26 protein-coding genes, 1 tRNA gene and 1 pseudogene are annotated in these 23030 nt (G+C 41.2%); 17 read left to right on the forward strand and 11 right to left on the reverse strand.

Going from position 1 to position 23030, the window contains the following annotated elements; genetic code table 11:
- Nucleotides 1-78: 78 nt before the first annotated feature.
- From MHB84_RS22200 to MHB84_RS22230, 7 genes are all read left to right on the forward strand, one after another.
- Complete coding sequence (locus tag MHB84_RS22200) at nt 79-276, forward strand: hypothetical protein (RefSeq protein ID WP_076288155.1); 198 nt, start codon at nt 79-81, stop codon at nt 274-276.
- A gap of 221 nt (nt 277-497) precedes the next feature.
- Nucleotides 498-923 carry a hypothetical protein gene (locus MHB84_RS22205; RefSeq protein WP_076288156.1) on the forward strand — a complete coding sequence of 142 codons (426 nt, stop codon included), beginning with the start codon at nt 498-500 and terminating at the stop codon, nt 921-923.
- Nucleotides 924-1162: 239 nt separating this feature from the next.
- Nucleotides 1163-2713, forward strand: coding sequence for a hypothetical protein (locus tag MHB84_RS22210; protein WP_076288157.1), 1551 nt, complete (start codon nt 1163-1165; stop codon nt 2711-2713).
- Nucleotides 2714-2801: 88 nt separating this feature from the next.
- Nucleotides 2802-2972, forward strand: coding sequence for a hypothetical protein (locus MHB84_RS22215; RefSeq protein ID WP_175383144.1), 171 nt, complete (start codon nt 2802-2804; stop codon nt 2970-2972).
- A gap of 172 nt (nt 2973-3144) precedes the next feature.
- A complete protein-coding gene (locus MHB84_RS22220) occupies nt 3145-3828 on the forward strand; it encodes a hypothetical protein (RefSeq protein ID WP_179087131.1) in 684 nt (227 codons plus the stop codon).
- Nucleotides 3829-3935: 107 nt separating this feature from the next.
- Nucleotides 3936-4058 carry a sporulation protein YjcZ gene (locus MHB84_RS22225; RefSeq protein ID WP_083678795.1) on the forward strand — a complete coding sequence of 41 codons (123 nt, stop codon included), beginning with the start codon at nt 3936-3938 and terminating at the stop codon, nt 4056-4058.
- A gap of 171 nt (nt 4059-4229) precedes the next feature.
- Nucleotides 4230-4559: a DUF1904 family protein gene (locus tag MHB84_RS22230; protein WP_063567881.1), complete on the forward strand. Its 330-nt coding sequence runs from the start codon at nt 4230-4232 to the stop codon at nt 4557-4559.
- An 80-nt stretch (nt 4560-4639) separates the two neighbouring features.
- Here the strand turns inward: MHB84_RS22230 and MHB84_RS22235 are convergent, their stop codons facing one another.
- Both MHB84_RS22235 and MHB84_RS22240 read right to left on the reverse strand, forming a co-directional pair.
- Nucleotides 4640-5833 carry an MFS transporter gene (locus MHB84_RS22235; protein WP_076288158.1) on the reverse strand — a complete coding sequence of 398 codons (1194 nt, stop codon included), beginning with the start codon at nt 5831-5833 and terminating at the stop codon, nt 4640-4642.
- 143 nt (nt 5834-5976) lie between these two features.
- Nucleotides 5977-6165, reverse strand: a complete 189-nt coding sequence (locus MHB84_RS22240; RefSeq protein WP_053784205.1) for a DUF6199 family natural product biosynthesis protein — start codon at nt 6163-6165, stop codon at nt 5977-5979.
- A gap of 298 nt (nt 6166-6463) precedes the next feature.
- Here MHB84_RS22240 and MHB84_RS22245 point away from each other — a divergent pair, with 298 nt between their 5' ends.
- Together MHB84_RS22245 and MHB84_RS22250 are read left to right on the forward strand one after the other, a co-directional pair.
- Nucleotides 6464-7612, forward strand: coding sequence for a sensor histidine kinase (locus MHB84_RS22245; RefSeq protein WP_076288159.1), 1149 nt, complete (start codon nt 6464-6466; stop codon nt 7610-7612).
- Nucleotides 7613-7720: 108 nt separating this feature from the next.
- The gene (locus MHB84_RS22250) at nt 7721-8203 is read left to right on the forward strand and encodes a NucA/NucB deoxyribonuclease domain-containing protein (RefSeq protein WP_083678812.1); all 483 of its coding nucleotides are present in this window, start codon (nt 7721-7723) and stop codon (nt 8201-8203) included.
- A gap of 177 nt (nt 8204-8380) precedes the next feature.
- Here the strand turns inward: MHB84_RS22250 and MHB84_RS22255 are convergent, their stop codons facing one another.
- The gene (locus MHB84_RS22255; RefSeq protein ID WP_076288160.1) at nt 8381-8617 is read right to left on the reverse strand and encodes a hypothetical protein; all 237 of its coding nucleotides are present in this window, start codon (nt 8615-8617) and stop codon (nt 8381-8383) included.
- 206 nt (nt 8618-8823) lie between these two features.
- Here MHB84_RS22255 and MHB84_RS22260 point away from each other — a divergent pair, with 206 nt between their 5' ends.
- From MHB84_RS22260 to MHB84_RS22285, 6 genes are all read left to right on the forward strand, one after another.
- Nucleotides 8824-9273, forward strand: coding sequence for a general stress protein (locus tag MHB84_RS22260; RefSeq protein WP_076288161.1), 450 nt, complete (start codon nt 8824-8826; stop codon nt 9271-9273).
- A 237-nt stretch (nt 9274-9510) separates the two neighbouring features.
- A tRNA-Leu gene (locus MHB84_RS22265) sits at nt 9511-9596 on the forward strand.
- A 128-nt stretch (nt 9597-9724) separates the two neighbouring features.
- Nucleotides 9725-9871: a hypothetical protein gene (locus tag MHB84_RS31435; protein ID WP_445322137.1), complete on the forward strand. Its 147-nt coding sequence runs from the start codon at nt 9725-9727 to the stop codon at nt 9869-9871.
- A gap of 49 nt (nt 9872-9920) precedes the next feature.
- The gene (locus MHB84_RS22275; RefSeq protein WP_179087132.1) at nt 9921-10085 is read left to right on the forward strand and encodes a hypothetical protein; all 165 of its coding nucleotides are present in this window, start codon (nt 9921-9923) and stop codon (nt 10083-10085) included.
- A gap of 244 nt (nt 10086-10329) precedes the next feature.
- Complete coding sequence (locus MHB84_RS22280) at nt 10330-11325, forward strand: DUF6731 family protein (RefSeq protein WP_076288162.1); 996 nt, start codon at nt 10330-10332, stop codon at nt 11323-11325.
- 18 nt (nt 11326-11343) lie between these two features.
- Nucleotides 11344-11853 (forward strand): hypothetical protein, encoded by a 510-nt coding sequence (locus MHB84_RS22285; protein ID WP_256716756.1) that lies wholly within the window; start codon nt 11344-11346, stop codon nt 11851-11853.
- A gap of 56 nt (nt 11854-11909) precedes the next feature.
- Here the strand turns inward: MHB84_RS22285 and MHB84_RS22290 are convergent.
- The 8 genes and pseudogenes from MHB84_RS22290 to MHB84_RS22325 form a co-directional block, all read right to left on the reverse strand.
- Nucleotides 11910-12011 (reverse strand): annotated as a pseudogene (locus MHB84_RS22290) (toxin-antitoxin system HicB family antitoxin); the annotation flags it as partial.
- A 103-nt stretch (nt 12012-12114) separates the two neighbouring features.
- Nucleotides 12115-12582 (reverse strand): hypothetical protein, encoded by a 468-nt coding sequence (locus MHB84_RS22295; protein ID WP_076288164.1) that lies wholly within the window; start codon nt 12580-12582, stop codon nt 12115-12117.
- 259 nt (nt 12583-12841) lie between these two features.
- Nucleotides 12842-13375 (reverse strand): hypothetical protein, encoded by a 534-nt coding sequence (locus MHB84_RS22300; RefSeq protein WP_076288165.1) that lies wholly within the window; start codon nt 13373-13375, stop codon nt 12842-12844.
- A 54-nt stretch (nt 13376-13429) separates the two neighbouring features.
- A complete protein-coding gene (locus MHB84_RS22305) occupies nt 13430-13981 on the reverse strand; it encodes a hypothetical protein (RefSeq protein ID WP_076288166.1) in 552 nt (183 codons plus the stop codon).
- Nucleotides 13982-14770: 789 nt separating this feature from the next.
- Entirely contained in the window at nt 14771-15568 is a 798-nt protein-coding gene (locus MHB84_RS22310; protein WP_076288169.1) for a hypothetical protein, read from the reverse strand.
- A gap of 149 nt (nt 15569-15717) precedes the next feature.
- Nucleotides 15718-16386, reverse strand: coding sequence for an SOS response-associated peptidase (locus MHB84_RS22315; protein ID WP_076288170.1), 669 nt, complete (start codon nt 16384-16386; stop codon nt 15718-15720).
- Between the two features lie 36 nt (nt 16387-16422).
- Nucleotides 16423-17280, reverse strand: coding sequence for an ATP-dependent DNA ligase (locus MHB84_RS22320; RefSeq protein ID WP_076288171.1), 858 nt, complete (start codon nt 17278-17280; stop codon nt 16423-16425).
- An 85-nt stretch (nt 17281-17365) separates the two neighbouring features.
- Nucleotides 17366-17743 (reverse strand): hypothetical protein, encoded by a 378-nt coding sequence (locus MHB84_RS22325; protein WP_076288172.1) that lies wholly within the window; start codon nt 17741-17743, stop codon nt 17366-17368.
- 713 nt (nt 17744-18456) lie between these two features.
- Between MHB84_RS22325 and MHB84_RS22330 the strand changes: the two genes are divergently transcribed.
- Both MHB84_RS22330 and MHB84_RS22335 read left to right on the forward strand, forming a co-directional pair.
- Nucleotides 18457-18795, forward strand: coding sequence for a YolD-like family protein (locus tag MHB84_RS22330; protein ID WP_076288173.1), 339 nt, complete (start codon nt 18457-18459; stop codon nt 18793-18795).
- 1283 nt (nt 18796-20078) lie between these two features.
- Nucleotides 20079-23000 (forward strand): insulinase family protein, encoded by a 2922-nt coding sequence (locus MHB84_RS22335; protein ID WP_076288175.1) that lies wholly within the window; start codon nt 20079-20081, stop codon nt 22998-23000.
- The last annotated feature ends 30 nt before the right edge of the window (nt 23001-23030 follow it).

Genomic DNA, 23030 nt, shown 5'->3' on the forward strand with positions numbered 1-23030 from the left:
TGCAAACGAAACTGATACCATAAATATATGGTATCATTGTTAAAATATATGTTGTAAAGGTGGTGACAACTTAAAGTTATGAATGGTGCTAGTGCTGTCAGTTTTGTAGGGATTTTAACTATATTTATTTTCATTGGTTTGGTTGGTCTGATTTTATATGCTGTGTTTTCTATGGCAATAAAAAGATCTGGTTTAAGAGAGGAAATCTCAGGTTTGAAACAAGAGATTCGATTATTAAAAGAGAAATTGGAGAAAAACGAGCATAAACTTGAATAGTTATTCTAAAATGACGAATATCCAAAATTGAAGATAGTATATTCGATCAGATTGAAGCCGCTACTTTGCAAAATTTGAAAGATAAACGATAGAGGCACTGCCGTAGCAATACGGGCAGTGTCTTTTTAGTGTGCCCTTTTTTCAGAATATCAGTGTCTGTCCATGCCATATAGGAAATCTCACATATACTATCATATTCCAAACAATAGGAGGTAGATTTCATGAGCCAATTTATTGATGCGAGAACGTCCCAGAATGCTAGTTTGGCGAACTCCATTGCAATACCGATTCTTGTTACTAATACGCCACAATTATTTGGCCAGATTGGACTTGTAACTAGCGCGGGTATTGGTGCTAATCCGAGGGTGCAATTCAAAGGAACCGTTTCAGTTCAACTTCCCTTGGCCCTCGTTGGAATAACGATAACGATTGTCAGAGGAACCTTGGCAACGGACCCTGTCATCTATTCTGCAACGTCTACGTTCAGCTTGAGCATTCTGGCTCCTCAGATCATTACGTTCTCTGCGGATGATTTCAATCCACCAGTCACACCTCAATTGACGTACACTGCATTCGTCAGCTCTAACTTGCTGGGTACGATTCGTGTAGGTCCAGAGAACTTTGATGGAGTCTTGTATTCGGACTAAACTTTGAGCGCCCTTGCCAACAGTTCGTTATAAATGAAGCATAAATGTATTAACGAATATGGCCTACCTTGAGAAAGGTAGGTTTTTTCTATTTTACAGGAGTGCGGTTTAGCACTTCATTGGATCAGGCATCGTTTATGATATAATGCGTTAGAGATTAAGGGAACGGTCTATGAGTGCATGGAATTGTAAGTCCAAAAAGTCGATGAAATTATGAATGGAAAGCAGGTTTTCAACCAATGATGCAAAACGAAGGACAACGATTCCGCTTCAGTGAAGCTCCGGTATGGGACTGGCAGCGGGCATACTATGAACAGAAAGGACTGCACGCTTGGACCGAGAATCAGGTTCCGCAATATATTACGAGTAACCCCATGATTGCAACGGCGTATGCAGAGATGATTTTTGGTTTTCTTCAAGATCTCGCCAACAAAGGAAAGACGGCTGAGACGGTGATCATTCTGGAACTTGGAGCGGGCGTAGGCCGCTTGGCTCACCAAATTCTGCTCAAACTGACAGAGTTGAAAGATTTTGCAGGCGTGGAGCTGCCTGCTTTTCGATATGTAATGACCGATCTGGTCGAAGATAATGTATTGGGCTGGAGAGAGCATCCGTCTATGCAATCCTTTATTGACCAAGGAATACTGGATTTTGCACGTTTTGACGCGATACAGGACACTGAGTTGGATCTGGTAGTGGCGGATACAGTTATTCGACCAGGCGATCTGAAGCAACCTTTGCTGTTGATTGCCAATTACTTTTTTGACAGCATTCCACAGGAATTAATTTATGTCGGTGAGGGTGAGATATATGAGTGTGACGTACTCGTCCAATCTCCAAAATCTCCTCTTCATTCGGAGCCTGCCGAGTTACTGCAAAACATGATACTGAGTTATGAATACCGCCGTGCACCTGAGTACAGTGCAGAAGACTATCCCTATCAAGGGCTTATCGCTCTGTACAAGGAAGAGTTGGAGGATTCGCACATTATGTTCCCGGCAATCGGTCTGTCCTGTCTCGAACGATTAAACAAGTTATCTGAGTCGGGATATGTGTTGATTACTGCGGACAAAGGGGACCATCGACTGGACAACTGGAAGTTTGCTGAGCCGCCTGAATTCGTACTTCATGGGAGTTTTTCTTTAACGGCGAATTATCATGCCATTCAATATGTATTGGAAGGGCAAGGAGCCCACACTCGCTTTACAACACATCATTACAAGGATCTGAACGTTGGATGTATGTTGATGGTGGACGAACCGTTAGGGTACGTGAACACACGGCTGGCGTATCACCGATTTGTTGAACGTTTTGGACCCGATGATTTCTTTAGTATGAAAGAATGGATGGATCATCAGGTAGAGCGAATGGAACTGAAGCAGATTATACCGTTCTGGCGTCTGGGCGGATATGATGCTGAGTTTTTGATTCATAGTGCCAACCGAATTTCGAACCTTCTACCGGATGCAAGCGATGAGGAAATGCTTGATATTCAGTCTGGAATCCACATCATGTGGTCTTCATATTATGTAATGGAGCGGCTAGGAGATGTGGCATTCCTTGCAGGTCAGTTGTTATATGGGATGTACATGTATGAGGACGCCAAGCGGTTTCTGGAGCTGTCGTTAGATGCTGATTCGAGTAAACAGGACTCAGCGGTGCTGTATGACTTGGCCGTGTGTTGTTATGAACTTGAACTGGAAGAAGAAACACTGGCTTACACGCGGAAAGTACTGGTTTTGGAACCTGATCATGAAGAGGCAATGGATTTGCTGAAAAGCTTCGAATGACTATAAAATATTGAAACTTACTTCTCTTCATCGTATTATTAGGATGATCACACAAAAATTTCCTGTATACGGAAGAGGAGATGAGTACATGAAGAAGGTTCTGACCATTTTGCTTTATCCACTTGCGGCGGTTGTGGGAGCGTTGGGCACGAATTCAGCTGCGGCTGGCGATATGGTACTTTTTGCGAAAGATATAGCTACAGATCGAGGTTATGACGGGCAGGAGATTTATGATAGAATTGAACACAGAAACTCCTAACTACATATCATTTAAACTGTAAAAGTAATTGTTAGATTAGCGTTATTCCAAAGACAATTACTCTTGAAGCGAAGTGTGATGAGCAGGAATCCTGCCTGTACAGCAGCCTTTAAGCCGGTTTCGTACCTGATACAGGTATGAACCGGTTTTTTTCATGAATGGGGGATAAACGTTGAAGATTATTATTGGACAACCCAGGTTGGAACAACAATTGCTGCAGCTGGAGGCGGAATTGAAACAACATCCAGAAGTGGATGTGTTACTCTTTCCTGAGGGCTACTTGAATCAGAATGTGGAAGAGACTAGACGTCTGGCGGCTGTATATGGAACGATGATTGTGTCAGGTCATCGCAGGTTGGATGAACGTCCCAAGGACCGTGCCATCATCATTAACAAAGCTGGGGAGACTGTATTGGAGAAAGCCAAGTATACCGCTGCTGAGGTCGTTAAGGAACAGGACTGGACCATAAGCACATTGTTATGTGACGAACTGGTGCTGCAAGGATTTCGCAATGAGAATATTGGCAGAGTGGATATCATTATGCATTCCATTGGTGTGGGGATGTTCAGTGAAGAGCAGTATATAGAGTGGATTGAAGAAGCACGGTGGATGGCGATACAAAATCAATGCATTGTTATGGGGACCAGTCATGCGGACGGTTCATATCGTGACAGTGAAATTTCAATACCAATCGCCTATTGCATTGCCCCGGATGGTCAAGTGGTCTTGGCGTCCAGAAACGATACGCGTACTCGTTTGATTGTCCTGGAGAAGCAAAATACAGCAGACCTCTATCGTGAAGTATCAGGAAATCATGTGAACATTCAAGTCATTCCTTTGGCATCATTCAACTGACAGAATACACAATGATTGGGCCGGTTAGCTTGCCGTATAGCCCGGTCATTCTTATTCGAATCAACATATGTTATGGCATACCTTGAAATTTAAAGGAGGCCAATCAAATGAGTCAAGTTGGATACGGTTGTGGCGGCAATGTTGGTGGATTTGGCGGATGGACTTCCACAAGCGCAATTCTCGTACTCTTCATCCTGCTCGTAATCATCACTAAATCTTTCTGGCTGTAAGCCACTGTAGAACAAAGTGAGATGATGGTTACGTGAATGCTCCGCTGAGACTTCAGCGGGGCTTTTCTGCGTTTCTATGAAAAAAATGATATGATGAAAGAGATTTGACAACCGAAAACAATGTGCTTAAAATCACATAAGAGACTAATAATAGAGATTGAAGGGATAGCAATGCCGTTTATTCGTTTTAAAGGATTCACAGGACCGCAACTGGAGGAAGTTGTACCCCGTATCACGGAGCAATTTGCGTTAATTACCAATATTCCGCGGGAGAGAATGAAGGCAGAACGTCATGACGTACAAGCCCTTACTCCTTCTCCGGCTTCAGTAGAGATCTTGATGTTCCAACGTGATCAGGAGATTCATAATCGGATTGCTTCCTCAATGCAGGTTATTTTGGAAGAAGCGGATTTGCCTGATGTGCATATTTTCTTCAATATACTGTCACCAGCGTTGTATTATAAACAGGGCAAACCGTTGACAGATTACCGATTGGATTGAGAATAAAATGGCTGCTCCGATGATATTCGGAAGCAGCGGAGACGAGCAGATGTGTGCTCGTCTTTTTTTGATTCAATCATTTACTCTTTTATTCGATTTAACCGGAAAGAGCAAAGGGAGGAAATGATGAATAAGGCACCGCCAATCAAATACACCAGCCGAACCCCCATTTGGTCAGCGATCAGACCGAAGACTACCGTAGATATGCTCATGGCAGTGGATAGAACAATCCCATGCGCTGCGTATACCTTGGACAAAAATTCGACGGGCACACTACTCTGAAAAGCAGTTTGCTGTGCAATATCGCGGATCTGATAAACAGGACCCATAAGCACACACAATACCAGAGCAAGCCAAGGAAGACTGTTTAAACCGTATGCGATGGTCAGCAAGCTGAAGAGAAGAGAACCTATGGCCATACTGGAGATCAGGTGCTTCTGTATACGAGAGGCCAGGGCAATGGCCAAAATCCCCCCGAGAATGGTGCCGGCAGAATAGCTGGAGTTGATAAGTCCCCACCAACCTTCCTCTTGGCCCAAAGCTTCTTTCACAAAAGCAAGCGTGATAGCGCCGATCCAGATGGAGCCAGCAAGTCCTTCAACCAGGTCCATGAACGTTATCAGGCGCAACGACCGATTTTTCCAAAGAATAAGCCAACCTTCCCTTAATACATCCCATCTGGAAGTGGATTTCTCGACTTTCTCCTGAATATCGTGGGTAAGTGAACTGATCGTAATCATTAGCAGCAGGACAGCCCAGGATAAGCTTGTAGCCGCCCAGAATGTTTGTGAAGCGCCCCAGTGCATAACGATGAATCCTGTCATCGCATATCCAATGATCGTCACGGTCTGAGTAGAGAACGAGAGAAAACTATTCGCCTTCACCAGATCTTCTCCTTGAACCAATCGTGGAGTTAATGTGTTTATTAATGGAGATTCCCATCCATCCAGGAACGAGAGGATCGCTGTTCCCACAAGCAGGAGAGGAATGTGTGCAGTGAGATCGGTAAATGCAATGGCGATTCCGGTAATCATCAAAGTTTTGGCTAAAGGAATGCTAATAATCAGCTTGGAGAATGCGAAACGGTTCACAAGCAGTGGTGCAGTAAACCCTGCGACGATACGCGCTGACATTTGAATGAACGGAAACAACGCAGCGTAAAGGACAGACCCGGTCTGACCGTAAATAAACGTCGTGATAACCATGATATATATAACATTAATGAGAGAAAGCAGCGTTTTGGCAGCCCAATATGGATAAAATGCGATGTTCATGCTAAGGTGTCCTTTCCACAACGATAATTATATATTACGGGGATCGTTGCAAACGCACCACAAACAAAGTTGTCATTTTCCCGTCATTGAAGCAGCAAAAAGCAGCTGTCCCAAGAGACAGCTGCCATTCTGATTTCTATAATTCAAGCCACAACGAGCGTAAAAGCGATAAGCAGCATCAACAGACTGGTCATTCTGGTCATCGCCATATATGGTCTGCTGGGCTCAGCTTCTCCCCGGGAAATCCAGCCATAACGCAAGTACCAGCCAAATTTCGGGAAGCACAGATTAATGATACAAAGTGTCATGAATATAAAAAAGAGGGTTCGCATACCCGATCTTCCTTCCTCATTTACATGACCGGATTAAAATTAACGTTTACGTCTTGTGAAAAAGAAAACAAGCAAAATAATAATAATGACGATTAATAAAAATTTCATAAGTGACCCTCCTGATGACATGATAAGTATTTGTGAATGTATTTATCAGATATTACCCAAGGAACACATGACTTGAATAACTATGTTACAATTAATTATATTGTTTTTATATAATCACATACCATCGGGTTATCGATAGCTGAATAAGGAGTATGAATACAACAAAGTTTGGTGAGATGAAGGAGGAAGCATGACTAAATACAATCAACTCGCTATACAATGGGAATTTATTATCTCTAAAATTAAATCTTCCGTGACCGTAGTCGATGCCACCTTGCCTGATTTTCCGCTAATGTATGTAAATGAATATTTTAGTGAATTAACCGGATATAGTGCAGAAGAGTCGATTGGACAGAATTGTCGGTTCCTGCAAGGGCCGGATACGGACCCGGAAACCGTACAGCATATCCGCGAAGCGTTGAATAAGCAGCAGTCAATCAAGACGGAGATTCTGAACTATACGAAGCATGGACAGAAATTCTGGAATGAACTGAATATTGATCCTATTTTCGATGATTCAGGGGAATGTTTGTTTTTTGTAGGGATTCAATACGATATTTCAGAGCGGAAATATGCTGAGCAGCAGTTGCGGATGGCAGCTTCGCTGACAGAAATGAACAGTAGGGGACAGCTGGAGTTCATTGGGAAGTTAAACCATGAACTTCGCACACCACTTAACGGGATTATGGGCATGATCGAACTTGTCGGCATGGGTGACAACAGTGAGGAGCAGAAAGAGTACCTGGAGCTTGCGCGTCAGTCAGGGGAGGCTCTTCTGAACATTGTCAACAATAGTCTTGATATGGCCAAGCTGGGCAGAGGGAAAATGAGAGTGGAACAAATTGAATTTCAGCCGCTGAAGCTGATTCAACAGATTATTAAAACGCATGAACCTGCGGCGCAGAATAAACAAATTCGTTTGCTCTGTCATGCGGATCTGACTACTCCTGATGTACTCACGGGTGATCCTCTGCGTCTCCGACAAGTGTTGGATAACCTGCTCAGTAACGCCATTAAATTCACGGAACAAGGTGAAGTGCAATTACAGATGGATGTTGAGGAGCGGCGAGGAGATACCGTTATTCTGGTATTCACTATACAAGACACCGGAATTGGTATTGCGGACAATAAAATCAATCAATTGTTTGAAGCATTCACGCAGACAGACATCTCTCATGCACGCAAATTTGGCGGCAGCGGACTTGGACTCACCATCTGCAAAGAGTTGCTCGAATTGATGGACGGTCAAATTTCGGTGGAGAGTATCGAGGGAAAAGGAACGAAGTTTGAGGTAACCTTGCCTTTACTTCGACAACAGGCGATTCCTAACGTGGGATAGTCTATGCAGAACAGCCGTGAAGTGTCGGCTGTTTTTTTTATGTTTTTTATATTGTTTAGCGAACTGGCGTTCTGGTATAATGCAAGTGTTGAATGGGGGAGAAACAGCATGAGTAAAAGACGCAGAAGCAGAAAGAGCAAGGGCAGGCAACGATTTAAAAAACAGATATTGACGCTGGTGGCCATGTTAATGGTAGCTCTCTATGCATGGGTTGGGGGAGAATGGTCTCTGGACATACCGTCCCAATTTGGGGGAAGCAAGGGGAGTGTAGATCATACTATCACATTCCCGGCAGAGCGCTATCCCGAAACGGCCAATCATATCAAGACAGCAATCAAGGCAGGACATTCGGATGTATGCACCATTGATCGCAGTGGAGCTGAAGGTAATCGGGATTTATCTCTCAAAGGTGTTCCGGTCAAGAAGGGGAAAGATCGGGATGAATGGCCTATGGCGATGTGTGCAGAAGGCGGAGCGGGTGCGGATATCCAATATATTAGTCCCAAAGATAATCGTGGTGCAGGCTCATGGGTGGGAAACCAACTAAGTACATATCCGGATGGAACTCGAGTAAAGTTTGTGGTGAAATAACGACACGCTGTGAATGTGAAAGTAATCGATACAGATATGCCCTGGGGCTTTGAAAGAGTGTGGCATACCGTAAAAGGCAAAATAAAACCAGACGTTGATGCGTCTGGTTTTATTTTATGAATGACGAAATAAACACGTCTAGTTCACGTATACATACATGAAGTGCTTGTTCCCTGTTTACAGATCAGCTGTACACAACTGCATTCCACTTAAATGATGAGAGCGGATAGTTAACAAACGAGTGACTTGTTCCACTTCGTCGAATGGAATCCACAGGCTTCCGTGGACGGTCCGTAAGGAAAGAATGGAAGTATCGGCTGTACGTTCCGGAAATCCAGTTACCGTTTGCCCACTTGTATTACGGACGATAATTTGTTGTTTGCGCCGAATGGCAATTTCTACCTCTTTTTTCATATGTCATTGCTCCTGGTTATGGAATAGTAATTCGATATGTCAATAATTTCAATGGTTAATTTGTCTTCTTTATATAGTCTATCAGAACTAGGTATAGATTTCCAGATCAGAAATTATATTTACATAGGTGTAAGGACTTATTACATGTTTTCCGTTTTTGAAGAAGCAGCCAGGGGTTATATAAGGGTAAAAGGAGGGGACGCATAATGACACAATTGCTGATCGGACTTGTACGCACGGAGCACGAAGCCATTATCATGCTGAATAAATTGAAAGAGGAAGGCATAGCAGATAAATATTTGGGCGCAGTAGCCAAAGAACAGGTCAATCTCGAAATGGTAAGTGAGAAAACTAGTTTGCCGCTGCCTCTGAAGGGTGCAGGAACAGATGGAGCTTTAGGCGTGCTTAAAGGGGTACTGGCTGGTCTGGGCAAGCGGATGGATCAGACGATGTCTATTGGAAAAGCGGTACGCAAACTTGCAGGCAACGAGATTGGAAGTGAGACGGATGATCTGGTGCTTACCTTAACCGAAGCAGGTGTCTCCGAAGAGGATGCTAATTACTATGAAGATTGGCTGGTACAGGGGCATATCCTGGTAGTTGTGGAATGCAGCGAGGAAGAGGCGGCCCGAATTGCACCTATTCTTCTTTTTTAGTTTAATTTAAGCCTGATTTTAGGTTTCTTTAATGTTAGGGGGGTATTCTTATTTCACACCTCCCTTAATATAGATGGTTTAAAGAAAGTTCGGGACCGCAACTCGAACTTTCTAGGCACTGCTCGCTAACGCTGGCAGTGCCTGTTTCATTTTTTTTGGATTATTTTATGTTAAGGTATTGCAAAGCTATAAATTTCATGGTAAGATATTTCTTGTCGCCAAGAAATACATACCCATGCCGGGGTGGCGGAATTGGCAGACGCACAGGACTTAAAATCCTGCGGTAGGTGACTACCGTACCGGTTCGATCCCGGTCCTCGGCATCCTAAGAAAAAGGAAACTCCTTGATACATAAGGGGTTTTCTTTTTTTTTTATAGTTTAAATTACGTTAACAACAAGGCTTACGTACCCGTACTCGATCAGCTTACACAGAACCAATTCGACGCATTGGTGAGCTTCTGTTACAACTGTGGTGTTGGCAATCTCAAGACGTTGTGTAACGGCCGTACTGTCGCTCAGATTGCGTCCAACATCACCAAGTACAATAAAGTCCAGCGGAACAGTACTGACTGGACTGGTGCGCCGCAGGCAGGCTGAGCTTGACCTATTTAACACGTCAGATAAAACCGTGAAGGAGGGAACGACAGTGGCACAAGAAAGAGATATTAACGTCCCGAGCAAGTGGGCAGAAGCAGCATGGGCAGAGGTGACAGCTAATGGGTATTTTGATGGGACACGTCCAGGTGCGCAAATTACGAGGGAAGAAACGGCGATTGTTCTAAGTCGGTTGTTAAAAAAGATTGAAGCATAATGGAGATTAGAGTAATATGGAATCAAATCCGAAAGCATCGGTAAAGAGGGCTTCACTGGCATATTGCTGGTGAAGCCCTCTTGATTTTAATTCTATTTACAGATGCAGCCGTTTCTTATATAATAGAACATATGTTCCTATATTTTGTTGAGATAGTACTTTTATCTTAGGTAAAAAGATATAGGTTTGCAGGAAAATGCCTCTTTTTGTTGAATATTGTAGGTTAATAAAAGGAGGTTTTTTGATGGCGAGAAAATATGTTAGATTTAATTACTTTGAGGTTAAATTGGTTCCGGCAAAAGAAGCATTTAAAAAACAGATTGCTGAGGCTGATCAAGAGGATATTACTTTCTCCTCAGCAGATCTTTGGGATATGACGGAGTTTTTAAATTTTCTTGATTCCAATAAAGAAAATTTTGATACATCTGTTCTACTTGGAGACGAACGCGGAGAACTTGAACCGGGTTCCATCATTTACACCGAGAAATATAAGACCTATGGTTTTCAACTTTCCAAACTGGTCGATACGAATATCCCATCCAAGAAGAAGATCGGGAAGATTAAAGAAGAAATAATGCTAGAAGATGATGAATTTATAGGTCACTTTGTAACGATAATATATGATGATGTACACAATGTTGTAATGGTACAATCAAACCTATATGGATTAAGCACTATTCAAATTGAGCAGTATCTTACAGAGATGCGTTTAAAATTCTTGGACGAGAAGGGTTATGATGATGATGATGAAATTTTGGCAGTTAGGCTAACTCCAATCCTCGATCATACCAAGCTAAAATCGGCTCTCCAAGCAGATTATTATAGGAAACTACGAATCAAAGGTTCTGATATTTCCCTCGATGCTGCCCTTAACGGCGATAGCCTGATTAGTGATGCAAGACGTACACTGTTTAAGATGCAAGGCATTAACATTGATATTACTGTATCACTTGGAGTCGCTGAGAAAACAGCTAGCTTAGACGAAGAGGCTGTAAGAGAAGTTCTAAAGGAGTTTCAGAATATTCCTTCTGATCAAAGACCAAAAATTGAGTTAACAATGAAAGAGGATGAAGAAGCTCCGATTGAGGTAATTAACCTTATAGAGCCCAGAATGACAGATAGATTTTCTGTTGAGATTGAACCAAGAAAGACTATTGGACATGAGTTTCTCCACGGAAAAATGCTTGAAAAATATATTACACGTAGATCGGATATCAGGAGAGTCCTGGGAATAGTCTAATAATACGAGGTGAAGAATTTGGCCGAAGACAAAAAAATGTCAGGAAAATTATTCGAGAAACTGGAAGACACTTGGATCAAACATTCGATTTTGATTTGTGTCGGACTTGGTATGTTATCGGGTATTTTGCATTACTTCGGCCTGCTCACAAATGCAAGAACTGTAGCGAGCAACGTAGTAAGTTTTGCTTCTATAGTTATTGGCGTGACCGGAGTGTTCCTGACTCTTATAATAACTCTTCAAGAAAGCCCGGCGTTCTCCCGACTAAGAGAATTTTTCCCATCGTTTCAGAAAAGTTTGTATACAAGTCTGAAAAGTCAAATTTCGTATGGTTTGATAGTTGTTATCCTGTCTATTGTTATTACGGCTTTGCCGCCAGCACCTTTTAAGATATTAGCTTCCATAGGTGTAACGATTTGGTTTTACTTCTTTTGGTATATGTCATTAGGCTCTTTTTACTCAGTAAAACTCATTACAGACATTATCGTTAAAAATTTCGACATTCCTAAAAGGAATTCGAGGAGATAATAATTTTTTTCATAAGAAAACGATCCAATCCTAAAAATGAGGACTGGATCGTTTTCTTATCTACTCAATTTGTATAGACAGTACTGATTTAGCGAAACCCTTTTTGCTGCGGCCCGTTCCACCAATTGCTGGTGCAGACTCCGGGGTATCCGCAAATTGAATTTATCGCTGTTCTCATCTCGCCGACAAAATACTACATATAAAAATGGCCCTCCTGCAAATTAAGCGGGGGAGCCATTTGAAAAACTACTATACTATTATTTAGCTAGTTTTTGTGAATTGAATTGTATAAGGTTCGTTGTAGTTGTTAATGCCGTTATCCATGATTCTGAAGTAAACTTTCTCACCTGGCTTAGCATTCCAACCAATTGCCTCAGCGTATCCAGGTCCATTCCAGTTATCCATTTGAATGGATAGGATCGCACCGCTTGCATCCATTTTAATAACACCCATAACGATATCGAAATTAGCCGGTGGAGTCGCAATAACGCTATATGTGATTTCAGATGAGCCATTTGTGTTGTCGATGACATAATAATCATTATCACTCATGCTATCTAAATACTGTGTTGCGCTAAATCCAGAATTCTGATTAACACTTGAGTACATCACTTCTGCTGTCTCAAAGGTATCAGCCCAACCGGTTTTAGCGAATGCAGAACTTGAACCAAATGCCAATAAACAAGCGGTTGCCATAACAGAAATAGAGAATTTTCTTAATCTTTTCATATTCAAACCTCCCAAATATACTAGAACCAATAAAATAGAGATTCTGTTTGTGTGATTTATTTGAACTTAAAGATGTCGAATAACCTCTTACATGTGACGGTTGGCCAACCATGGTTAAATATACCATATATACTTTATTGTTGTAAATGATTTACATGTAAAATATTAGTGTTGAAAATACTATATTGGAAATTTATAAGCAATTAAGGAATATATTAAGAATAAAACAAAGGCGACAGGAATAACCTGCCACCTTTGTTTACTCAAATGTATTCAGTGATTCGAGAATAGATGAAAAAGATTTTTCTATATAATTTAATCCAGTGTAAACTTGATTCTTAAAATCACTTTCTTTCAGTTTATCTTTGCCATTGTAGTGATCAATAATCTGTTGTATTAGCTCGCCTTTATATGTGTTCAGCTCTTTTAGTTGAGCATTTGTCCCTTGTTTAATTTCCTTAATATTCAGAGAGCATTCTTTTTTTGCGGATGCAAGTAGCTTCTTGTCTGAATCTCTTTGTCCTTTGGCTTTTGCGATCACTTCTTTCGATGCCTTACTTTTCACAACTGCTTTATATTTGTTAATAGAAACTTTATATTTTTCTGCTGCGACCTTTACGTTGGCACATGCTGTTGGAGCGAGTTTTTTCAGAGCTGCTTTGACTTCTCTCACTTGTGAATTGTAGTCTTCGAAATAGGACTTTTCCACTTCTGACTTAGACATATTAAAAGCGAATGCTTGAACCGGTAGTACTAATACAAGCAGAAATACTAACGCTATAGTTTTTTTCATAATTTAAACTCCATTTCATCTAGTAAGATTTACTGTTTAATTGAAGAAGATTCTTTAGTGTGACAATTTTCCTGAACCAACATATTTATCCTTCTTACTATTCCACTTATAGAAGGCCACAGCGGTGTCCCATCCACCTTCAGGGAAATAATTCTTCCATGCTTGTCTGATCTCACCTGATTTAGATATCCTGATACTTACATCACCAATAATGGAGAGTTTCTTTTTAAGCGTCCCATCCTGGTAATTAAAAACAAATAGTTCAGTGTTTGAAGGCGGATAGTCTAGCGTTATAGCAACATGCTTCTCTTTTGAGGAGATATTAATTATATGGAATGTAGGATCTTCTTCGTTATAGTAGTTTGTATCTATAAGTACTATTACACCTTTAGAATTAATGAAATAAAAGTTATTTGAGTCGGTAATCAATAAGTGTTCTTTTTTGTTGTCTCCATTTAAATCGATGGATTTACTTACAGTTACGTGTTCTCTGGGGTATTTCTTTTCTAGAAGTTTCACTGGATTAGTTTCAGCGGCATCCGTTGTAGGTGCAATGAGACAAAATAAAATTGATAGTGTACATAACAAAGAAGTAACTTTACGCAATGGAATTCCTCCTGATATAGTAATAATTAACAACAAAACATAGTCTATCAGACCTAGGTATAATTTTCTATAAAAATGTATTGATGTGGAGAATGAATACATATAGAGTATTACAAACAGATATGGATTTCCTCGCAGCAGCTTTGACTCAGGGGCATATATCCGTCTGGCATGTCCTGGGTGATCGAGAACATATCATTGACTATGGCGGATCAGTAGAAGAGTATAGCCCAGTATCCATTAAGATCATGGGAAAGAGATACTTTCGTGATACGTTTGAGTTTAGGGTACAAAAATAGGAGCCTTATTCGGCTCCTTAGTTAAACATCTTTAGAATAAAAATATCATAACCGTATTCCTCCAAAAATAGGCTTAGGCAATATAGACCACCGAGTAAAAGAAAAAAGCCACTGAAGAAGCAAGCTAGTATAGAGTTAAAAGCACTTGAACTACCATAATGTTGACCACAATGTGGGCATACATAAGCTGTTGTAGATATTTCTCGTCTACACGATTCACATCTCATTAATTTGCTAGTTGGTTTAAATTTTTCTTTGATATTAATGACCATTGTTTTAAAACTCAAATAAGATAAGTAAAACAACAAAAAAATCATTATAAAACCGATCGCATTTCCGAAAATATCACTTAAGTTATCCATTTACTCCTCCAAAAACTATGTAATAAATCTAGATCTATTTGACTCAATTAGTCTATCAGACCTATGCGGCTATTTCCATATATTTCTGAGTAGAAAAAGACTCCGTGCATTAGCACAGAGTCGTCTCATTAATTGGTCATATATTCACTTACTTCAAACGTCAAAATCTTATCGAATATCACGTAATCTGTACGCTTGCTGAATGGACCTTTGTTGTTGCTGTATTTATTGATGGCAAATTTAGCTGGTCCATTTCCTGCATCACGAGTATCGTACCAGTTGAGGAATGCATTTACATCACTCATTGGAAGATCATATTCTTTTTCTAGTCCAATTGTCATTGTTACAACTAAAATTGCGCGATTTGCTACAGGTTCATTTGGGTCTGTTGGGTCTGTAGGATTTGTTGGGTCAGTGGGATTTGTAGGATCGGGTACAGAATCCGGATCTTTACTATAAAAAAAGTCGAGTTCATTAATATTGATCTCTTCTCCAGACATGGTGTACAAAGTGATGTATCTTACTTTACTTAGTACCTTCCCGTTAGGGATTGATTCAAGTGTCCCACTACCACCATTAAGGGTAAACTCATGCAAGTAACCAACAGATCTATCCTGAAAGCTAATTCTCATACTTTTTAAATCACTATTTATTTTAAAGGAATCAATTGTTCTATCTGTGCCTAAATCAATCATCAACATTCTATTTTTGGGAAGTAAGGTTCCTGTTGTTTCGTTGTTATCAGTAATTAATGTCGTTACAACTTTCGAATCATGCGGTTTTGTAATAAAGTAGTTATCAGGGATCATAATTATGGAATCTTTTCCATTAGCATACCCACCAGTATAGGCACTTACAGATGATAAGGGGATAAATACTGATACAATCAGTGTTAGAATTAAAAATAAATTAATCTTTCTTTTCATTTAAACAAGTCCTCCTAATTTTTATTCAAATTTAATAATACAAAATTTAACAAGGGTAGTCTAAACAATAATAACTATATATTCAATTAAGTGTTAGATGTAATAAAAAAGCTCTACCGACCTTATAAGTCGATAAAGCTAATAACTCTTTAACCTATTTTTAATAATTCTTCGTTATTATTACGCACATTGCCAATTTCCTTTGGCACATCGTAAGCTCGCATTTCAGACGCTTGATATGGCTTCAGTAAACTAAGCAGCGACTGAAGATCTTGATTATCCCTTCCGAGCCATTCAGCTTCATTCTCAGGTCTCAGTATAACCGGCATTCGATTATGAATGTCTTCCATTAGACTATTCGGTTCAGTTGTAATGATGGTGCATGTACTCAGTTTATTGCCGTCCTGATCTGTCCAGGTATCATATAAGCCAGCCAGTGAAAAGATGCTGTCATCCTTCATTAAAATGCGCATTGGCTGTTTAGCCGATCCTTCTTTACGCCACTCATAAAAACCGTTTGTAGGAATGATGCAGCGTTTGGAACTGATCAGACGTTTAAAGGCTGGCTTTTCGGAAAGAGTTTCAGCCCGGGCATTGATCATCTTATTCCCAATCTTGTCATCCTTGGCCCAAACGGGTACCAAACCCCATCGGAGCGAACCCAATCGATTACCGTCTTTGCTCCCGATAATCGTCGGGATGTATTGCATAGGTGCGGCGTTGTAATTAGGTTTGTACTGAAATCCTTCAGCAATGGAAGTATAGTACCTGTCCATGATAGCGTCTATGGGGTCAGTGATTGTAAATCTACCGCACATACAAAGCACCTCCTGTATTGTCCTTACAATATATAATCACACAATAAATTGATCAAACACAGGAATACGCAGCAAACCGGATTTTGTCCAGTTCCTCATCTTCACTCTAGCTTGTATCTTTGGTTGCAGATACACAAAATCCTTATCCTGGCCTGTTACGAGCTGCTGGCATACACCGCGAAATGCCTGTTTGTGCTTTTGATTCGGGCCGTGCTCAATTATTCCTGCTGGTCGCAGCTTGCCGGACAGATCGGGCACAGCAGCAAGCCAGCCGAATTCCGCCTTTTTGTATCCAGTAATATAAACATCAGCATAAGACCAGTTGATGACCTTCTGCCAGTCTTTGGAACGCCTGCTGACGTACTGACTATCCTTACGCTTGCCGACCACACCTTCCATACCCATGGCTTCAATCTGAGCGAATAGATCCTCTCCGGCACCTTCTATATGGGGCACAACTCCAAAGTTAGAGGAAGGAAGGGAGAGGCTGTGTAGGATCACTTTACGTTCCATGAGTGGAAGCTTGCGCAGATCCTGGCCTCTGTAATGCAGGATATCAAATATGGCGAATGTGGCAGGAATCGTCTTAGTGAACTGCTGAACCTTAGAATGCTGTCGCGTGCTGAACCTACTCATAACTGCTTCAAAGTCGTTAAGCCCTATCTCTGAATCGGTGCAAGCAACCTCGCCGTCCAGGATAATGTCTGAGTCAAACGGCAGGACTAACTCAGGATACTGGCGAGTACATTCATTATTGTGACGTGTGTATAACCGGATCACTCCGGACTGTTGAGAATAAATAAGTCGGTGACCATCAATTTTAGGCTCAAATATATAATTTGAATGTGAGAAGGGTCCCGGTGACGTTTCTAATAACATAGGGCTGATAAACATAAAAACACTTCAACCCAATTATAGCTGTTTGCTACAAGGATTGAGGCAGTAAGTTATGGAGAGAAATTTTGAAATTATTTCTAAATCATTTCAAATAAAACTTTTCAAGCTCAGCTCTTCTTTGATCCAAGTGGTCTGTTGAAAAATTTAACCTTTTATTGCGTTCTATCATATTATCCAAAGCTCCTAATGCAGCTTTAAGACTAGTATTTTCGCAAGCATGACGATCACAATTATGTTCTATTTCGAACATCTTTTCAGGCGGTGCGAGATGGGTAAATCCATGGATTAAATGACCTTCCTCATGGTGTATGATAAACGTTTGCTCATCACAGGATAGTGTTTTGAAATTAGGACCAACGATAATCTGTGTAGGATTCGGAAGTATCGAAGCAGTATATTCATGATTGGGATCAAAATAAACAGGAATACCTTTTTTTGTTCGCATATAAACTTCAGTCATTGTTATTGTAACTCCAATCTTAACCTATTTTTTTTGAACTTTATAATACTTCGATAACTCAATAAAATACTCCTTCACTTAATGACAGCAGGAGTGGTAACCCATCCTGTACAGCGGTCACCAGGGAAGAACCCATACTTGTCAAACGCCTTTATTCATATTAATTGGATAGATTCGGGGTTATGCTTATTACTTATCAACACATTGTTTGGAGAAGCTTCAGAACTCCATGAAAATTGTAAGGATAAGTATGTAATATGTGTACCGACTAAGAATAAAATTACATAAAATGGTGTAATCTATTATTACTCTCTCCCATGAGTGCTACTATAAATGTACCTGGTCCAAATGACTGGGTATTTTTGTTGTTGATAAAAGAACATATGTTCGCATATAATAATGAAGAGGTGATTTACATGTTAACGGATTATCACAGGAAAGTCCTTCGGATATTATACAACTACAAAGGTGGACGGCGTAGGTTTCCCACAATTCACGAGCTAACGGTTAAACAGGGAAGCGTAAGCCAGATGTCATGGCTGCTTTGGACGCTCTTATAGCCGCCGAATACATACATTGGGATGACAAATCGGATACGTCTAACATAGTGATTTTGGAAGGTTGGGAACGTGAGGGTGAACGACCTAAGGTCGATCACACACCACCACCTGGTAATCTTGATTACTGGACCCAATATTAAGGAGGGATGAACTGTGGCAAGCAAATTAGCGGGTAACGGGATCATTGAAGGATCTCGCATAATCCTTCCTGAACACCGGCAGGCTTACCTTAATGAGATGGATAAGCAGGAGAAACGTGGAAAGCCCGTCCTAGACGATCAGGAAATAGAGCTTATAGAGCGGGCGATTTTTGAATCGTATCAGGAATGCAGGTCTATCACGCTGACTGTATTTAATCCGTTTGATGACGAGGAGTTGCGGGGCGTTATCACAGCTATTGATAAGTCAAGCAGAAGAATCAAGCTTGTAAGAGGCGAAGAGGATTACAGCTGGATCAGGATTGAAGAGATTATTACTGCAGCTTCTATATGAGATTAAATCCGTCAGGTAAAGTACTTGGCGGTTTTTTTTATGACCAGAAACAACCTAAAAACATCCGAATTATCGACGCTGATCCGGCTGGATTCATATTATACTGTGCTTGTATTCGACAATGTGTTTGATATGTACAGGAACGTACGTTCTCGTTATAATGTTAGGTATATCTTTCTTATAAATTCAATTCGTAGTTTTGTGAAGTGCTGAGATGTAAACTTTTACCTTCGGGACGTTCGACATGTTACGACACCATATGTCATAGGAAAAAGGTATTATTTACATATCTGGTTTAGAACAAATTGTTCTAATTTTTCCAGGGGAGTGCGGTAACACCGCCTCATGCACGCTTTACTTTGTACTCATATAGATCTTCCCATTTACAACCCAATAACAGCACGGCAGTATACATATCTTCAGGCAGCATCACACGGGTATTGTTACAAAAATGGGATATCATTCGCTGGGATCGTCCAGATCGATTAGCATACTCGGTCTGAGTTAAACCCTTTGCGTTAATGAGTTCAAGAAGCCTACATCTCCCTCGGGAGATTTCCACTTATTGACCTCCAGTAGCCAGTATTCCCACGATTATAACACTGGAAAGCTCTGGGGGTAAACTGAAACTAAGGGGCGTTCACCATGCGATCACACCAAATTGATGTTCATCAGACGCTTACTCAAGAAGCAGCTAAAACCCTTGCGCAGGTTTTAGTTTCTGCGCAAGGGATAAAAACTCCTGTTCTAGTAAAAGTGGTCTCGCCGTCTTTAGATCACACAGTTTTGCTTGAATAAATCAGGGGACGGGCTGGGGACGAATTGGGGACAGACTGTAGGTCAACCCATAGAAACCAGTCCAAATGAGAACGACACACGAACAGCTTGAAGCCTTGTTATTACTGTGTTTTAGCCTGTCGTTCCATTTCAGACCATTCAAAACTCATGTCTTAAAATCCTGCGGTAGGTGACTACCGTACCGGTTCGATCCCGGTCCTCGGCATCCTAAAAAAAGATCGCATGACACTTGTTAAACAAGTTGTTCATGCGATCTTTTTTTGTTTGAAAATTTTAATGTTTATGACTTTCTGCTGTACCATTCAGTTCATAAACATTAAAAAACGATAATACATATCAGATGACACCTATGGGGCTGCCCATTATGAATACCCAGGATCGATGGTGTATACTATCCGTAGGCATAAATTACCTTTAACTTTGAACTTGAATAACTCAAGGTTGCATAACAAACTAAACAATTTAATGGACGGAGGACTCGACCCATGTTGAAACAGCTTAAGCCCTATAAGGTGCTACAGGAACGCAGAATCGAAGAGTTGAAGTCAGATGCGTATCTCCTGGAACATCAGAAATCCGGAGCCAAAATTGTACTCTTATCCAATCAGGATGATAATAAAGTGTTCAGTATCGGTTTCCGTACTCCTCCGGAAGACAATACAGGTGTAGCTCACATTCTAGAGCATTCCGTACTTTGTGGCTCCAAGAAATTTCCGGCTAAGGATTCCTTTGTTGAATTGCTAAAGGGTTCTCTTAATACATTTCTGAATGCGATGACATATCCAGATAAAACGATTTATCCGATTGCAAGCCGGAATGATCATGACTTCCATAACCTGATGGATATTTATCTGGATGCGGTACTCCACACAAATATTTATGATAATGAAAAAATATTTTTGCAGGAGGGTTGGAATTACAACCTGACCTCAGCTGAAGATGAGCTAACCTATAACGGCGTTGTATATAACGAGATGAAGGGTGCGTTTTCTTCCCCGGAACGGATTGTGCGCAGAGAAGTCCTGAATTCACTTTTCCCGGATACTACATATTCCTGTGAATCAGGCGGATTTCCCGATGCCATTCCCGATCTGACGTATCAAGGCTTGCTGGATTTCCACTCCAGATACTATCATCCGTCCAATAGCTTCATTTATTTGTATGGGGATATGGATATGGAAGAGAAATTGCAGTGGTTAGATGAAAACTATCTGAGTGAGTATGATCGAATTGAGATTGATTCTGCCATTCAGCTCCAGCCTGCATTCGGACAAAGAGTGGACGCAATTAAGACATATTCTGCCGGAAGTACCGAATCAGAAGTGGATAACAGCTTTTTGACCTATAATGCGGTTATTGGAACAAGTCTGGACAAGGAATTAAACATCTCGTTTCAAATTTTGCTGTATGCACTGCTTAACGCTCCAGGAGCGGTTTTAAAGCAGGCTTTGCTGGATAAGGGCATTGCAAAAGATGTGTATGGTACGTATGATGACAGCCTGTATCAGCCCGTGTTTACCGTTGGATTGAAGAAGAGTAATCTGGCAAGCAAAGAAGATTTTCTGGGGACGGTAAAAGAGGTGCTTGAGCGTGTGGTGAAGGAAGGTTTTGATCCAAAAGCGCTGCTCGCAGGTATCAATTCCTATGAGTTCAACCACCGCGAAGCGGATTATGGAAGAATGCCCAAAGGATTAATCTACGGTTTCTCCTCATTGCAAAGCTGGCTGTATGATGTCGATGCGCCATTTACTCATTTGGAAGCAAATGACGTATTCGCCGAGCTCAGAACGAAGATGACCGAGGGTTACTTTGAGAAGTTGATTGATACGTATTTATTGAAAAATACACATACTTCTTTCGTTGCTGTCACGCCGGATAAAGGATTGAACGCACGCAAAGAGGAAGCACTGAAAGCACATCTGAAATCAGTTCAGGCGGGACTGAGTCAGGAAGAGATTCAGCAGCTCATTCAGAGAACCGAGGCTCTCGCCGAGTACCAGAATGCACCGTCAACCAAGGAACAACAGCAGGTGATTCCGACGTTGTCGATAGAGGATATTGAACCGAAAGCATCCACGCTGTATCAGACGGTAAATCAGGTCGAAGGTACAACGGTACTGCACCATAACATCTATACGAATGGAATCGGTTATCTGAGACTGTTGTTCGATATTAAGGAAGTCCCACGGCGTTTGCTGCCGTATGTTGGATTGCTGAAAAGTGTGCTCGGTTACGTCGACACTCAGAATTTCTCATTTAATGAATTGTCGAATGAAATTCACATTCATTCGGGGGGCATTCATAGTGGCATCGGTACGTATGCAAACGCGCATGAGCACCGTGATTTCAAGGCTACGTATGAATTCAACGCCAAAGTACTGTATGACAAACTTGGATTTGCTTTTGACATGATCAAAGAAATTGTGCTTACGTCCAAATTTGATGATTCGAAGCGTTTATATGAAATTATTGCCCAGTTGAAAGGCAACTTGCAGCGTAATCTGATCAGCGGAGGGCATTCAGCGGGAATTGGCCGTTCTACCTCTAAACATTCGGCTGTCGCAAACTTCAGGGAAGCAGTTAGCGGCATCGCTTTTTACCAGTGGCTTGAGGAGCTTCAAGCGAACTTTGAGGCAAGAAAAGAAGAACTGTCGACCAGCCTTCAATCGTTGACTAGCTTTATTTTTAGACCGGAAAACTTGCTTGTAAGTTACACTGCAGATGATCAGGGGTATGCGGGCTTGGAGAAACAGGTATCCGATTTGAAAGCGAAGCTGTTCACCCAGGACGTTGCCAAAGAAAAAGAGGCATTTACACCTGTGCATCACAAAGAAGGATTCAGATCTCCATCTGAAGTCCAATATGTCGTTCAAACAGGTAATTTTATCGATAAAGGGTATTCGTACACAGGCTCGCTGCGTGTCTTGCAGGGGATTCTATCTCTGGATTACTTGTGGAACAATATCAGGGCCAAGGGTGGAGCATACGGCTGCATGTCAGGTTTCAGACGTAACGGAGACAGTTATGTAGCATCGTACCGCGACCCGAATCTCGAAAAAACATACAAAGTATATGAAGAGATGCCGCAATACCTGAAGGATTTCAAAGCAGATACACGGGAAATGACGAGATATATCATTGGCGCCATCCAGGACCTCGATACACCAAGAACGCCTTATGGCGAAGGATCATTCTCTCTGGAATGTTACCTGTCTAATGTCACCGAAGTCGATCTTCAGAAAGAACGGGATGAAGTGCTAAGCACAACAGAAAGTGACATTGTAGGTTTTGCGGAAGTGGTATCCGCCATATTGGAACAGCAGCAGCGCTGTGTTATCGGTAATGAAAACAAGATTGAAGACCAGAAGCAATTATTTGACGAAACTCTTGATTTGATCAAGAACTAATCGAATAATGCATCTAAGTCGAAGTGTGAA

The organism is Paenibacillus sp. FSL F4-0087 (genome assembly GCF_038020215.1).
Classification (GTDB): domain Bacteria; phylum Bacillota; class Bacilli; order Paenibacillales; family Paenibacillaceae; genus Paenibacillus; species Paenibacillus taichungensis.

Coding starts and splice junctions, on each gene's coding strand:
- MHB84_RS22200 (WP_076288155.1), top strand. CDS start 79: ATGAATGGTGCTAGTGCTGTCAGTTTTGTAGGGATTTTAACTATATTT.
- MHB84_RS22205 (WP_076288156.1), top strand. CDS start 498: ATGAGCCAATTTATTGATGCGAGAACGTCCCAGAATGCTAGTTTGGCG.
- MHB84_RS22210 (WP_076288157.1), top strand. CDS start 1,163: ATGATGCAAAACGAAGGACAACGATTCCGCTTCAGTGAAGCTCCGGTA.
- MHB84_RS22215 (WP_175383144.1), top strand. CDS start 2,802: ATGAAGAAGGTTCTGACCATTTTGCTTTATCCACTTGCGGCGGTTGTG.
- MHB84_RS22225 (WP_083678795.1), top strand. CDS start 3,936: ATGAGTCAAGTTGGATACGGTTGTGGCGGCAATGTTGGTGGATTTGGC.
- MHB84_RS22230 (WP_063567881.1), top strand. CDS start 4,230: ATGCCGTTTATTCGTTTTAAAGGATTCACAGGACCGCAACTGGAGGAA.
- MHB84_RS22235 (WP_076288158.1), bottom strand. CDS start 5,833: ATGAACATCGCATTTTATCCATATTGGGCTGCCAAAACGCTGCTTTCT.
- MHB84_RS22240 (WP_053784205.1), bottom strand. CDS start 6,165: ATGCGAACCCTCTTTTTTATATTCATGACACTTTGTATCATTAATCTG.
- MHB84_RS22245 (WP_076288159.1), top strand. CDS start 6,464: ATGACTAAATACAATCAACTCGCTATACAATGGGAATTTATTATCTCT.
- MHB84_RS22250 (WP_083678812.1), top strand. CDS start 7,721: ATGAGTAAAAGACGCAGAAGCAGAAAGAGCAAGGGCAGGCAACGATTT.
- MHB84_RS22255 (WP_076288160.1), bottom strand. CDS start 8,617: ATGAAAAAAGAGGTAGAAATTGCCATTCGGCGCAAACAACAAATTATC.
- MHB84_RS22260 (WP_076288161.1), top strand. CDS start 8,824: ATGACACAATTGCTGATCGGACTTGTACGCACGGAGCACGAAGCCATT.
- MHB84_RS22280 (WP_076288162.1), top strand. CDS start 10,330: ATGGCGAGAAAATATGTTAGATTTAATTACTTTGAGGTTAAATTGGTT.
- MHB84_RS22295 (WP_076288164.1), bottom strand. CDS start 12,582: ATGAAAAGATTAAGAAAATTCTCTATTTCTGTTATGGCAACCGCTTGT.
- MHB84_RS22300 (WP_076288165.1), bottom strand. CDS start 13,375: ATGAAAAAAACTATAGCGTTAGTATTTCTGCTTGTATTAGTACTACCG.
- MHB84_RS22310 (WP_076288169.1), bottom strand. CDS start 15,568: ATGAAAAGAAAGATTAATTTATTTTTAATTCTAACACTGATTGTATCA.
- MHB84_RS22315 (WP_076288170.1), bottom strand. CDS start 16,386: ATGTGCGGTAGATTTACAATCACTGACCCCATAGACGCTATCATGGAC.
- MHB84_RS22320 (WP_076288171.1), bottom strand. CDS start 17,280: ATGTTTATCAGCCCTATGTTATTAGAAACGTCACCGGGACCCTTCTCA.
- MHB84_RS22325 (WP_076288172.1), bottom strand. CDS start 17,743: ATGACTGAAGTTTATATGCGAACAAAAAAAGGTATTCCTGTTTATTTT.
- MHB84_RS22335 (WP_076288175.1), top strand. CDS start 20,079: ATGTTGAAACAGCTTAAGCCCTATAAGGTGCTACAGGAACGCAGAATC.